This is a genomic window from Chlamydophila parapsittaci, from assembly GCF_006385615.1.
Classification (GTDB): Bacteria; Chlamydiota; Chlamydiia; order Chlamydiales; family Chlamydiaceae; genus Chlamydia; species Chlamydia psittaci.
In genome coordinates this window covers 897,322-912,061 of sequence record NZ_CP041038.1, presented here as the reverse complement: position 1 = coordinate 912,061, position 14,740 = coordinate 897,322, and the positions used below count along the sequence as shown (strand labels likewise).

Here is a 14,740-nt window from a genome sequence, read left to right as displayed (position 1 = left end):
ACTTATACATAGATAGAAACTCGGGGGAAGGATACGCAAACTCTATCTAGATAAGATGTAGATAAGTCTCTAGTTACCAAAAGCATTGGCAAAAGTATCGTCATTCCCATCTCTATCCAAATCTATATCGTCGAAGTTCGCATCGACGATAAGATCTTCTGTAGAAATTTGCATTTTTCTGGAGATATCGCTTAAGTAGTTTCTGCGTGAGTATAAACGCTCTCTTAACGTCACCAGATGATTGTACAGCCATGTTGTGAACTTTTGTAAATACATAGCCGCTCCTATGACCATCAAAGTTGATCCTATAGCCAATACTCCAGCCATAATCGGAGCTAAAGCAGGAATAAGAGTAAGAAGCATAATCCCTACCCCAGCGATGACAAAAATCCCAGCGACAATCACGCTGTTTACACCGCGGCCTTTTTCAAAATTTGCGATTTCTTCACGGATAGCACGATCTGTCTCAAGGATCGTATCTTTTCCAACACGTAACCAAGCTTTATTCAGCTCTGCTTTAGAAAAACCTATGCCCCCCATGAGCTGTTTTTTAAATTGAGATTTTGCTTTGGCTTCTTTCCAACGGGCTTTAGCAATATGTAATCGGGCCTTGCATTGAAAGACATTATACACCAAGCCCGAAGAGGCCATGGGTAAAACAGTAGAAGCTACCGAAGATCCTACAGTAGCAACAAGGAGAACTTGTAATGCGGGCATGCTGACAAATCCTGCAGAAACAACAGCGGCTAACCCAGCAAGCACTAGCAAAACAGAAAGAGCAAAAATCACTTTTTGTCTGGGAGTTAAAGATAAACGCTTATCTATTTCCTCAGCAGTAATTCTCTGATCTGCGACAATCTTTTCCGTTTTTATGAAAGTCGAGGTCTTCTCTTCTATTTCTATCTCTTTCTTAGTGATTTTTTCTAACGACTCTTCAACAACCTCGTGAGTTCTAAGATCTTCATCACGAATATTCTTCAACCCTGTATCCAGGAAAAGGGCTTGATTCTTTTGAGAGTCTAAAAAATTCTTCCACTTTCCGATGCTACTGTGGAGTAACGTTTGTAAAACTAAGCCTATTCCTATGGAAATAAAAGGAGGAGCAAGCACAATCAATGCTGTGGCAGCAGGCGCTCCTCCTAAAACTACAGTACCTACAATAGCAAGAGCGATCCCTAAAGCTGCAAAGCCAACACCTACGACTAAAAGACTCAGGCTAATACGGTGTAACTTCTTAGCCTCTTGCATAATTTCTATACGTGTTAAAGGCTCTCCGGAAGCCGCCTTTTCAGAACGTGCAAATTTGATGTATAGGTAATGTGCTATGCTTGTAAAACCTGATTGGCTCCCCTTAGAGTAGGCCGCTCCTCCCAAATTCCCAACAACGCTACCGTAACCTCCAGGAATAAAATGAGCTCCTACCTTCATAGCTAATCCTAATCCAGTAAATCCGATTCCTATACCTGCAGCACTTTTTATCCTTTGTTTCTCAGACATTTTAGGAGCAAAAAGATCACGCACCTTATTGACGATGTTTTTCATCACAGAAAAACCACCTAGAGAAACTCCAGCTAAAGCTATTGCCAATACAATACTCTGAGGAACTCCAGGAGCAATGCAAGTTAAAGCCACAACAACAATAACCATAGCTAACCCAAAGACCATCAATCCTGCTAATAACCCTACAGAATGAGAGAAACTCCTTTTATCTGCTACTTCATCAGGATGCAAAGCCTCATGTATAGGGGAGCCTACCTTTTTATACTGAGATACTTGAGAGAGACCTCGGGGCCCTAAAATCTCCAAACTTTTGTGATCATCGCCAGGAACTCTAGAAATCGACATAAATTAAAAAATAAAAAATAAAATTCACTATTAATTAATTATAATCACAAATCTAGATATCAAACATTGATCAATTTCTTAAATAAATCACAACAAAAATAAGCAAAATTATTTAAATATAATTAAACAAGAGATTGTTTATTTACAAAACGAACATAAAAAATCAAAGTTGCTAGAGGGGGCAGCTCGATATCCACCCCCCAAGAGACATGCTGATCTATGCAAAGAACTGGCTGACGGTTGCCTTTCCCTGAACCCCCAAAGCAAATATCATCGCTATTAAAAAGGAGTTGGCAGGTATTTATGTCCTGACAATGTAGAACGTAAGAAGGAAAATATCCCGAACTAAAATGGTGGATACACAGTAAAGCGCTACTACGATTTTCTCCTGCAAATCTGTAGTAAGCTATAACATTATTTTCAGTATCTTTGAAGTCTACCCAATGGAAAGACTCCTGCTTACCATCTCCTTTCCAAAAATAAGGAAGGTCACAATATAAAGCATTCATCCGTGCTACACACCTGTGTAAACAAGCGTGATAGGAGTTATCTAACAGATGCCAATCTAAAGAGCTATCCGGAGCCCATTCTTTTCCTTGAGCAAATTCCCCACCCATAAACAGCAGTTTCTTGCCCGGCTGGCATATGTGATAGCTTAACAGCAAACGCATATGGGCAAACTTTGTCCATGGATTATCACCAGGCATTTTTTGTAAAAGGCTACCTTTACCATGGACAACCTCATCATGAGAAAGAGGAAGGAGGTACCTTTCGTTAAAGGCATACCAAAGGCTAAAGGTCAGATCATTATGGTGATACGAACGGAACATAGGATCGACCTGAATATAACGAAAGGTATCGTGCATCCAACCTAAGTTCCATTTATAATCGAACCCTAACCCTCCTTGGGCGACCGGCTTGGTCACGTTCGGGAAATCTGTAGATTCCTCAGCAAATGTCCATACCCCGGGGAATTCCCTATGCACTACAGAATTCAAGTGTTTCAAGAACTCGATAGCATCGAGATTCTCTCTACCTCCATAGATGTTGGGGGACCACTCTCCTTCTTGACGGCCATAATCTAAATACAACATCGAGGTTACAGCATCGACACGTAAACCATCTATGTGCATTTTATCTAACCAAAATAGAGCGCTGCCTAAAAGGAAATTCACGACTTCATTGCAGCGATAATCAAAAGTATACGTATGCCAATGGGGGTGTAATGGCTCTTTATGTTCTATAGATTCATACAGGGCTTCTCCGTCAAAATGAGCTAAAGCAAAGCCATCCGTGGGGAAGTGCCCAGGCACCCAATCTAAAATCACCCCGATATTTTCACTATGAAGGTGGTCTACAAAAAACTGAAAATCTTCAGGTGATCCATACCGAAATGTAGGTGCGTAGTATCCTGTTACTTGGTATCCCCAAGATTCATTTAAAGGATGTTCTGTAACTGGCAACAGCTCAACGTGCGTATAATGCATCTCTTTGCAATAGGCAGCGAGTTTCTTTGCTAACTCTCGGTATCCTAAAGGTTTACCCTCATGCCACTGCCATGAACCTACATGCACCTCATAAATTGCTAAAGGCTGGTCTTCTCTGTTTTTACGTTTTTCCATCCACTGGGCGTCATGCCATGTATAGCGATCACTATGCACAACGCGAGATACTGCATGAGGAGGAGCATCAAAACTTTTCCCATAAGGGTCAGTTTTGATAAGCACCTCTCCGGAAGCGCTAACAATTTCCCATTTATACAGGGTTCCTTCTTCAAGACCTGGGATAAATAATTCCCAAACTCCTAAATCAGAGACTTTGCGCAAAGGATTAACAAGACCATTCCAAAAATTAAAATCACCGACAACAGATACGCGTTGTGCATGTGGAGCCCAAACCACAAAAAGCACCCCGGAAATTCCCTGAACATCATAGGGAATCGCTCCCATACGTTCGTAAATCTTATAGTGCGTACCTTGATGAAATAAAAAAGAATCTACTTCTCCCCACAAAGGAGAAAACGCATAAGGATCGTGAGCTAATAGGCCATTTTGATGATAGATACGATAATCCTGAGGGAGAGTCCCCTTAGGAGCAGTTAGAGAAAATATCCCCGAATGATGGTGTTGTGCATGCGCTATATTTCCCTGCAGTTCGACAACTACAGAATGGGCCCCAGGACGAAAGAGAATGATTCTATCCTGTGAGGAGTTTTCAGAAACAATCCCTAAAAACTTATGAGGATTACTCTGCCTTCCAGAAATTAATAAGGACACGTCTTCAGAGTTGACAATCCTTTCGACCATGGAAAAACTATCTTATTTACGGAAACAATCCCATAAATACGTAGTTTGGTTTTTTATCTCCATACTTTCTCCTAGAGAAACTGTAGAAGAGCTCACCAACTGTTTCTTTTCCCATTGGCGTAAACGACAACTAGATAACTCTGAAGAAAAACACAAAAGAAGCTCGGCTGTTTCCTCAGCGTGTAAACACACACGCCGTACTGTCTTCTTACTCCATTCTAATGAAATTTTTCCAATTCCCTTAAGGTGCACATGGATCAGCCTCCCACAAGGAAATTCTGGAGGTAATGAAGGAAGAATCTCCACAATTTCTTTATCCCGCATAATAAAGAGATCGCGCAACATGGCTAAACTGTAACTAAATAAAGAGAACGGTACCTTTTCTAGCACATCCTTGTTTGGCATCTCTTTAAGAATCCCCTGGTATTCTGTATCATAAATCCTAGGTAAGAGATTCTCGGAAAAGCCTGCCAAATATAACGAAGATAGCGCAGAATAAATTTCTGTTTTTTTTCTTTCTTGAATCTTTTGGTATGCAGTAACGAGAAGTTTTCCACTCCCCTTGTTCAAACATTCTGCATCTTGTACATCTGTGGGAACAAGAGCACTTAACCGCAACCATAAAGGAAGGATCTCTTTTAAATCTCTACGACAGCGTATTTTATGTAGATCTGCATGTTTATGCACGCCTAAAGAAAGTAACGGCTCTGCAGAATCTGCAAAAGGTAAGAGCCCTTTCAAAGAATCGACTTTTTTCCCAGAGGGAAGAATGTAGTATTTGTATTGTTCACAAACAACAGCAAGACCTCCACGATGCAAATCCTGAAATACAGCAAAGCGCTTTAAAGGTCCCTGAGCATCTACATAACCCTCATCAAGAAGTTCATGCGAAGCCGAAAATATGCGCCATACTGTAGGAAATACTTGAGCATACAATGCCGATCCGGGAATAGGGAGGCACATTCCAGGAATTAACGTATATGGTCTAAAACTCTGTGTTATTTTAATCATACACGTTTTCCTTTTAGAACATCTTCTTCGACACTCTCGATACGTACATCGATTAATGTATTCACAGAAACCTCAGAAGGATCTGCAGGGAAACCTACCATATCAAAGTATGAAGAATGGCCGTAGGCAAATCCTCCATCAACTCTTTCAACAAGTACCGAAAGCGTATCTCCTATACGGCGCATCTGCTCCCTATGGGCCACCTCTCGAGCTACATGAGCAAGATGCTTCTTCCGTTCGTTAATTACAGATACGGGCAGTTGAGAAGAAAAGGTATAGGATTTTGTTCGTTCTCTAGGGCTAAAAGGAAAAATATGGACTTTAATAAAACCCACGTCTTCTACAATGCGCAAAGTCTCTTCAAAATCCTGATCTGTTTCCCCAGGGAAGCCCACGATGACATCTGTTGTGAAAGCATATTGAGGATCTACAGAACGTAAAGCATCTACACAATCTAAAAAATCTCCCCGTGAATACTTCCGATTCATCCTTTTTAAAATCGCATTAGAACCTGATTGCAAAACAAGATGCGAAGAATGACACGTATGCTTTCCTGATAATAATATATCACGGAGGTCGTCCTGAACATCCTCGGGATCTATAGAAGAAATCCGTATTCTTTCTATACCTGGGATCTCGTCTACCTGACTAATAAGATAAGCTAAAGATTTTCCCTGATCTTGATAATCACCAACATTAATCCCAGCAATCACAACTTCACGATACCCCTGAGTAACGAGACCAGAAATCTCCTCAAGAATTTCCTGAACGGGACGGGAACGCGACCTCCCGCGTAAGTAAGGGATAATACAATAGGAACAAAACGAGTTGCACCCATCCTGAACTTTGATAAAAGCTCGGGATTTCCCTGAAAAACTACGAATGCGAAATTCTGGAAGATCTTGAATCGAGGGGAAGATCTTTTCCATTAACAGGTGCTTTTCTTTGTTAGAAACGAGAAGACATTGTCTGTCTAAAGAATTAAAAAATTCCTTATCAGCCTCTCCTAAACAACCAGTAACAACTAAAAAAGCATCGGGATTTTGTCGACAAACTTGACGTACAGCGTGACGTCCCGAGCTTTCTGCGGATCCGGTAACTGCACAGGTATTCACAATACAAAGATCACATGGAACTTCAGGATCTGTGATTTCGCGGTATCCTAAGAAGTTTAACTGATCGCGGTAACTCTGAATTTCATATTGATTTACACGACACCCTAAACAAACAAGTTTAAATGTTCCCTTTACTTCTATAACTGTCATAGGTTTCTAATGAAATCTGAAAAAAAACACGAAGACAGTATTCTAAAGTATCCCTACTTTTCCTCACTAATAAAGATTCTCTTTTTTCTTATTGGCTTGTAAAGGAATTCTCTAAACGAAAAACTCATCTTCCATTTGCTTTTGAGAAGAACGTTTACGCGCAATAAACGGCCCGTAGCGTTTTTCCAGCTCTTGGGGTAAATAAGCTTCTACAATTAAAATATCATCTTTACGACGATGCGATAAGACCAAACCTGCATCATACAGCTCTGTAAACTTGCCATAATCCTTATAAGAAAATTTTAATGTAACTTCAGGAAAGCCTTCAGTAATGACATCAGTCATTGCCTCAAGAAGATTTTGAATTCCCTCTCCGGTTTTGGCAGAGATGAGTACAGCACGTGGTGAGAGCAAACGAAGTTTGGTAGATGCCTTACCATGGGGAAGCGCATCGATCTTATTTAACACTGTGATGATTTTAGGATGGTCTACCCCTAATTCTTTCAAAATCTCTTTTGTAGTTTCTATATGCTCAAAAGCTAAGGGATGCGAAGCATCCACAACATGAAGTAAAACATCTTCATGTAACGCAGCTTCTAAAGTACTTTTAAATGCTGCAACAAGAGTATGGGGCAATTTCCGGATAAACCCCACGGTATCTGTAACAAGAACACGTTGCCCACTAGGAAGAACACACCTACGTGTTTTAGGATCTAAAGTCGCAAAAAGTTTGTCCTCAACGTAAGTTTCCGCAGAAGTTAAAAGATTCAACAGAGTACTTTTCCCAGAATTGGTATAACCAATCAAAGCAAACGAAGGAATCCCCCGTTTCTCTTTAGCCTTACGCCGCTCTTTTCTTTGCTTTTCTACCGACTTAAGATCCAAAGTTAATTTGTGAATTCTTTCACGAATCATCCTTCTATCTAGTTCGATTTGCTTCTCCCCTTCTCCCTTAACAAATCCTCCGCCACTACCACCTCCGGATTTTTGACGCGATAGGTGACCCCACATCCTTTTTAAACGAGGGAGAAGGTAACGTGCTCGTGCTAATTCTACCTGAAGTCCCGCTTCTGCAGTAAACGCTCGATTAGCAAAAATCTCTAAGATTAACTCTGTACGATCTAAAACCACGAGTCCTAAACGCTTTTCTAGATTCCTCTGCTGAGATGCGGTGATTTCTTCATCAACAATCAATGTGCCAATCGTAGGAAATACTTTTAAAATCTCTTCGATTTCTAAAAGCTTGCCTTCATTTAGATATGTTGAAGAAGATGAGGATCGCAAAATCCATGAACGTGTTTCTAAAACCGTAATATCACAAGATTCTGCAAGAGAAACGAGCTCTTCACTATGTTCTTCCACACGCTGTTGCTCCTCTTTCCCTGAGTAACAAGCAACTGCCAATGCTTGAGAAGGATCCTGCTCTTCACGGGGAAGAGAAAAACGCCATCCTAAAGCACTCTCTCGACTCTTTTTCTCTTCTTTTCTCTTTTTTTTCATTGTCTACCTAACGAACGACCAAGAAACTTCCATACCATCATAAGCCCACAACTTATTGGGATAATCTACCAGCTCTTTTTGCAGGTGATGGCTAATATGCGTAAAAATTAATTTTTTTGCGCCTACAAGAGAAGCGAAGTCCTCTGCTTGACTCATAGTCAAATGTGCATGACCTAGTCCAGCAAACGCCTGAGGAGGCCGCGTAGAAGAAACCGAGAGAATCAGAGTATCCACTCCAGAAAGATAACTAAAAATCTTATGATCATACCGATTCATATCAGTAAGGTACGCAAGATTTCCAAAACGGTACCCCATAACCTCGCAGGACTTCTGATGATAGGTAACATAGGTAAAAGGGAGGTCCAAAAATGTACTCTCGCCATAATCTTCGTTTAAAATAGTAAAATTTAAAGCAGCAGAAAGCGAGGCATCTCTATCTGGAGGCAAAACAAGATGCTCACGCGCCTTGCAAAGATATTTATAGGTAAAAGAGGAAAGAACGACAGGGAGAGACTGCTGATGGAGTACATACCAAACACGCAAATCATCCATACCCCCTATATGATCATAATGAGGATGGGTGAGAAATACACCATCAAGTTTCTCAATATTATTTTCCAACATTTGCTGACGGAAATCGGGACCGACGTCGATAAGAATATGCTTCCCCGCCCATTCAATCAGCACGGAAGAACGCAAACGCCGTATGTGTTTTCCCTTGCACATCTCACAGGGACAAAAAGCAACGGGAATCCCTTCGGGATTTCCTGAACCTAAAAAGGTTAATTTACCTGATGAAACATCTCCGCGTACACCTTTTTCCACAGACAATCCCAAAACATGCGTAAAAATGAAATTGTAACTATCTCGAAAATTAAGAAAAAGAAGAAGCGGATTCTGTAGTGAGAAGTTCAGGAATAGGTAAGGGAAGAACAGTTGGATGAAACGGCGGAGCCGCTAATATAGGATCTAATAAGTGGCACGAAGGAGGAAATTCTGTAAGTACCACATATTTTTCTGTACCAGCTTGTACATGCACCAACTCACAATGTTGCACATAATGTTGTGAAAGATCTAACCATTCCCGTACACGAGCCTTTGAAAAGTAACTGAAAATGGCTCCTATCAAACATAGGATCAAACCCACTCCTAATAAAATTGCTGGGAAAAACCAATGATGCACGCCGGGGATTACCGGGGAAGCAACAATGACACCAAGAGTAACTCCGGCAAAAAATAGTATACCCGCGCCGATAAAATTCAACAAAGCACAGATATCTAGGTTGCGGATCCGGAAATATACGCTTTTCATCTTTTCCTGTGTGCGAACAGCCTCTTCATCCTTAGGGTACAACCCCCATAACGTTGTTATTGGCCCGGAAGAACACATGCCGTTGATCAAATGACTCTGACATCGCAAAACAGGAGCAATACCACTAGCCTTCCCATCACTACCGACAACAAGAACAGAAACTTCTCTGGGTTGCACTACCCCTTTGCAACAAGAACAATAAAAATGCGTGTTTTCATAGTCCGGGTTATCCTTGAAACCAGGGCAACAGGGAGATGATCCAAACATATCCGGCACCTTAAAATAATTAGAAAGAAAATAACAAAAGGAATAGAAAAGATCAAATTATAAAAGTGTATAAAAACAAACGCATTCTTATATAACAGAAAATAATCTGATCTATTTAAAATACTGATCGAAAAATAGAGAGAAAGAGTCTTCTTAATAAAAAGGTGTTAAAAACCCTGTTTATCTAATCCCCATTTTTTTTCTAATTTTAGGATAGTTCCATCAGCTTGCAGCTCATCCAAAGCGTTTTGAACTTCTTTCACGTGCTCAGGACGATCTTTCGCTATACCTAAGCCGCACCCTAAAACCCACTGATCTTCAGGTAGATCTACGGTTGTCGTATATAAATCAGGAAACTCTTTTAGTACCACACGAGCAACAGAAGGCTCAAGAACAGCTATTGGGGATTTCTTACAACCCACCTCCATTAGAACCTCTAAAGTGCTATCAAAAGAACGCACACAGACTCCTGGCAAAGATAACAGGTAATCCTCATGGAAAGTTCCCGTTTGTACAGCCACCGAAGAATATTTAGATAAAGGAAGAACAGTATCTTTATTTACAGGCTGTTTAGATACAACAGTGAGCTCACGGACGCCCTCTCCATGATAAGGAAGCATAGCAATTTCTTTTTGACGCGATTGCGTAATTGACATCCCTGCCAAAATCGCATCTATGCGATGTTTCTTTAGATTGAGAATCAATGCATCAAAAGAGAACTCCACAACCTTCAATTCTTTACCAAGTTGTCGGCTAATCGCTTCCGCAAGATCTATATCAAAACCAATGGTATTTCCGTTTTCATCAATAAATTCAAAGGGGGGATAGGTAGCATTCGTACCTACTATCCAAATTTTATCTCTCTTAACAGAAGAACTGCAACCTACTAAGAATAAACAACACCCGAAAAACAAGATTCGAAGGTAAGAAATCAACTGTTTCATAAAAACTATGCTATAATAACTAAAAGTATGGTATACTTTACATACACAATAATAAATCATCAAACTCGAAATATGATTTTAAATTAATTGACATCGAAAGCGAGTAAGTATGTGACCATATAAAAAAATTCAATTATGAGCTCATCTTCTTTACCCCCCCCTTCCTGCCCTACTCCAGGAAGAAATAATCTTTATCATTTACAAGTCAATCCACAGGATCCCTTGTGTATTAGAGCCTTGAGGCTAGTTGCCTATGTGCTGTTGCATATCATTACTTTGGGTCTCCTGCTGCTCTTTCACTACTGTACTCGTCACACAGCACAAGTGACCCCACAACCTATAATTCCTGTTGTACCACAGACTCCCAGGTCCCAACTCCCTCTACCACAATTGCCTAGAACGCCTGTCGCGGGCTCACCTGCATATCTTGAATCTTTACGAAGAAGAGCTCCATTACAACCGCCTCAACATCCTACTCCCCCAGCTCCTGTAAATCTCCCTGCGGCTACACCTATCCCAACAGGGACAACACAACCGCGTCCACAGCCGATCACTCCTCCTCCTGCTGCACCTACCCCACCCCCTCAGCCCAAAACAGAAACTCTACGACTACCTCAAGTACAACAAAGACCTCTACTCCCAGGATTACCTAGTCTATCTGAAATTATTGGGCGCATACAAAGCTTAGGGGTGTTACCACAAGGTGTGGATAATAAATCTTTAGAAGCTATGGTTCATTTTAATGAACAAGGGTTAGCTCCTAACAATGCGCGTTTAACGATTACCTCTGCGCAAATCCTTAATCCTCTATTCATTGCTACCTATCCTAAAAACATTCGCTCGACATTCCATTTAATGATGCATGATCTTGAAACTGTCGTCCGCACAGGTAATCCTCAAAATGAACACACTCGCGTCTCTCGTTTGCTGTTATCCCAGTTAACCCACCTGAATGACAACTATTACTCTGTTGATGTTCCTGGAGACGGCAACTGCTTTTACCGTTCTTTCCACATAGGGTGGATGTGTTCATTAATGCGTTCAGGAGATCCGCAAGCATTCGAGAAGGAAGCTCAGCGTATTATGGGATTACCTTTTGCCCAGTCATCGGCGAGAAATCTTTTACTTACGGAACAGATGGCTACGGTGATTAGACAATGCCAGGACTACAACAATGTGAAAGATCTGTACGATAACATTCTTCTTTCCCCCATACACACACCTAAAGCAATTTCTTATTTACGTAACCTGGCTCTTTACACTTTAGATGAAGCACGTTTAACCAATCTGGGAGGGGAACAGAACGTTCGAGCTTTAATCTTAGGTCAGATGACCGATGCTCCGGAGATGTTAGCAGAAGCTCTGAAAAATATCATTCAAACAGAGCCTTCGAGCCCAATTTTACAACATATCTTCCGAGGCGACGTATTGCCTATAACGGGAGCTGCAAATCAATTAGAGTTGGTTTTAGAGTTCTTATCGCACACGCTCCTCAGCCATCAAAAAATCCAACAGCTACCTCAGGAAAAACAGCAAGAAGAAACTCTTTTTCAAACAACGTTAGATGAGTTACTCAATACGGTGAGTGCTACCCTAACTGCTGGAGATCTAACCGAGGAAAATACTCTCCCGATCATCACCTCGCTCCCTGTAGAAATTCAAGGACATTACCAGAAATTCACTCAATCCCTAATGAGAGCAAGGCCGGATCAACAGATCCCTACCCCTGTAGCTTTCCTTGCTTTCCTACTCTCTCATCCTTCATGTGCAACAAACAATACGGTATGTAATGATTTCTTAACACATGCAAAAACTACATTAGCAGGGATTATAGGCAATAACTTAGACTTAGAGCACGCTCTAAATTGGCAAGGAGAAGTAGCAGATATTCTTAATACAAAACTGCAAGCTTCTTGGGCTCAAAAACAAGCAGGAAGCTTGATTGAAGTGGCTCTCTCGCTTTGTGATGGGTTTAGATCTTCGAATATGATTGTACAATTAGGTCACACCTACAGGCTCATCGCTAAATTGATGCAAGCTACGCCACAAAATACTCCTGTAGAAGAATTACGCAGATCTTTAGACACAATTTTATCTCATATCCAACATAATCCTAATCAAGTAGCTTCCTATACAGAAATGATGAATTCTGAGATATTTAGGGGATTGGAATTAGAAGCTTCTACAAATGCTAAGGATAAAGTTTATGCGGAGGGGATAAAAATGTTCTTCTTCCTTTTACAATATCCTTCCTTACTTACCAATCGCGTAACAGCGAATGCAGCAAAGAAAATCATGTTGTTGTACCAACCGCATTTACAACAAGCTTTAAGGAATAAGCCCAACACGTACCGTGTATTGTCTTTGGGAGGAAGTATTTTTGGTGCCTTCTGCTGGCATCCCCCTGCATGTGGAGATACTATCACTACACAAACCATTGAATCCTTATTATCCTTCCTATCTAGAGATCCTTGTGCTTTGTCTCTTTGCCCCAACATGAGAACTAAGTTCTTCCAAATCATGGATTCAGGAAATGCCGAGCAAACGACCGCGTTACTTCAGGATACACGAACAGCCCACCCTCTCTTATGGGAACAATTTATTTATCAAATGGATGTCGTGGGTCATAGAACCACCCCACAAAGAACGATTACACCGTTTAGTCAGTCCGTTCCCAACGACGTTTTACTTTACAGCTTTTTGCAAACGAACGCACAGCTGTTAGATGAGAATACAGAGTTGGCAAGTAGACTCAAGACCTATGCAATGGAACAAACTATCCGAATAAAAACGGACATAACAGAACATCTCGATATGTGGACGACATTGTTCTGGTCAAATATTGACAGACTAACTACGTATAACAACTTACAACGTGCTTTCCTCTTCTCTTTAGTACGTAGGAACAACCCACATCCTGAGGCGTATCAATCCCTTATTCATGATTTAAACACTATAGATATCCGAGAGCTTATGCACACATTTAACTCTGTAAACACTCAGGCAGAAGATGAGCATATTAGTGCGATTTCTTCAGCTTTAGGTTCATTAGCTCTTTGCCAATACCTAGGAGATGCGAGTTTAACACAAACCGTAAGACAACTCAGTCCGTTAGCGGCGACTCAAGGATTTTTCCAAACGGACTATGTTCCGGAGCAACAGGCTAAGATTTTTGTATTACGTGCAAACAACCACTACAACTGTTTGTTACCTAAAGATGCTCATGACACATCAAGAGTAACAAACCAAGGAGATGCGCAAAACCAACCATAACTCAAAGGATGCTTTCTTATTCTTACGACTACCTATCCTCTCCCACACACGTTAAAACAATCTGCTAAGGATCCGAATTTTCTTCTTTCCCTATCTTCTGATATCGTCATAGGGAAAGGAGAGCCTCTTCTTATAGCAGGCCCCTGCACTCTAGAAAGCTACGAGCATACTGTGACTATCGGTCTTGCTGCCAAAGCAGCAGGAGCTACAGTACTGCGAGGATCGATAAGAAAACCTAGAACAAGCCCCTTCACTTTTCAAGGCTGGGGGAAAGAAAAGGTGATTTGGCATAAAGAAGCTCAGCGTATTCACGGCCTACTTACGGAAACCGAAGTCTTAGATGTTCGTGATGTAGAAATTACAGCAGAAAACGTGGATTTTCTTCGTATCGGAGCAAGGAATATGCAAAACTTTGTCCTGCTTCAAGAAGTCAGCAAAAGTCATCGTCCTGTTATTCTTAAACGTCACCCTTCCGCAACTATAGAAGAGTGGCTATCCTCTGCAGAATATCTTCTGAACTCTCCCTCCTGTCCTGGTGTCATTCTTTGTGAACGCGGTATACGCACTTTTGAAACGTCCACACGGTATACCCTAGACCTGAACACTGTGGCTTTACTTAAAGAAGTGAGTCCTCTTCCCGTGATTGTAGATCCTTCTCATGCCGCGGGGAAACGCTCTTTAGTGCCTCCTTTAGCAAAAGCTGCTATGGCGGCGGGTGCTGATGGCTTAATGATAGAAATACATGAGTCTCCAGAAAAAGCTCTCTGTGATGGGAAACAACACATCACACCTGAAGAACTTAGTGATCTATTCGCATCCATAAGAGAGACGTACTCTATCTGCCAAGGAAGCCATAGATAGGAATTTTCCTCTGCAAAATCACAACCACGAAAAAACGTGGAGGTGATCTTAAGGGCTACTTTACAATTAAAAATAACTAATCAATGAAAATATAAAAATCTTTAATAACGATTCGTTAAATTTATTTTAAAAAATTATATTGCAAAGTTTTGCATG

General features: G+C 41.0%; 10 protein-coding genes. 2 read left to right on the top strand and 8 right to left on the bottom strand.

Translation table 11 applies throughout. From position 1 onward, the window contains the following. Positions 1–69: 69 nt before the first annotated feature. From FI836_RS04100 to FI836_RS04065, 8 genes are all read right to left on the bottom strand, one after another. A complete protein-coding gene (locus tag FI836_RS04100; protein WP_014943726.1) occupies positions 70–1,845 on the bottom strand; it encodes a hypothetical protein in 1,776 nt (591 codons plus the stop codon). A 122-nt stretch (positions 1,846–1,967) separates the two neighbouring features. After that, positions 1,968–4,151, bottom strand: coding sequence for a 1,4-alpha-glucan branching protein GlgB (glgB, locus tag FI836_RS04095; RefSeq protein ID WP_006342947.1), 2,184 nt, complete (start codon positions 4,149–4,151; stop codon positions 1,968–1,970). Positions 4,152–4,163: 12 nt separating this feature from the next. Then, positions 4,164–5,162, bottom strand: a complete 999-nt coding sequence (locus tag FI836_RS04090; protein WP_139934582.1) for a hypothetical protein — start codon at positions 5,160–5,162, stop codon at positions 4,164–4,166. Continuing rightward, positions 5,159–6,427, bottom strand: coding sequence for a tRNA (N(6)-L-threonylcarbamoyladenosine(37)-C(2))-methylthiotransferase MtaB (mtaB, locus tag FI836_RS04085; protein ID WP_014943725.1), 1,269 nt, complete (start codon positions 6,425–6,427; stop codon positions 5,159–5,161). Before mtaB ends, FI836_RS04090 begins: the two co-directional genes overlap by 4 nt. Positions 6,428–6,538: 111 nt before the next feature. Continuing rightward, the gene (hflX, locus tag FI836_RS04080; RefSeq protein WP_014943724.1) at positions 6,539–7,927 is read right to left on the bottom strand and encodes a GTPase HflX; all 1,389 of its coding nucleotides are present in this window, start codon (positions 7,925–7,927) and stop codon (positions 6,539–6,541) included. A 3-nt stretch (positions 7,928–7,930) separates the two neighbouring features. Then, positions 7,931–8,752, bottom strand: coding sequence for an MBL fold metallo-hydrolase (locus FI836_RS04075; protein WP_014943723.1), 822 nt, complete (start codon positions 8,750–8,752; stop codon positions 7,931–7,933). Between the two features lie 49 nt (positions 8,753–8,801). Next, a complete protein-coding gene (locus FI836_RS04070) occupies positions 8,802–9,506 on the bottom strand; it encodes a membrane protein (RefSeq protein WP_014943722.1) in 705 nt (234 codons plus the stop codon). A gap of 167 nt (positions 9,507–9,673) precedes the next feature. Continuing rightward, positions 9,674–10,450 (bottom strand): transporter substrate-binding domain-containing protein, encoded by a 777-nt coding sequence (locus FI836_RS04065; RefSeq protein WP_006342940.1) that lies wholly within the window; start codon positions 10,448–10,450, stop codon positions 9,674–9,676. Positions 10,451–10,585: 135 nt separating this feature from the next. On the opposite strand from FI836_RS04065, the gene FI836_RS04060 reads away from it, so the two are divergent. Both FI836_RS04060 and aroF read left to right on the top strand, forming a co-directional pair. Beyond that, a complete protein-coding gene (locus FI836_RS04060; protein ID WP_014943721.1) occupies positions 10,586–13,723 on the top strand; it encodes a membrane protein in 3,138 nt (1,045 codons plus the stop codon). Positions 13,724–13,741: 18 nt separating this feature from the next. Next, positions 13,742–14,584, top strand: a complete 843-nt coding sequence (gene aroF, locus FI836_RS04055; RefSeq protein ID WP_028444368.1) for a 3-deoxy-7-phosphoheptulonate synthase — start codon at positions 13,742–13,744, stop codon at positions 14,582–14,584. Positions 14,585–14,740 lie beyond the last annotated feature (156 nt).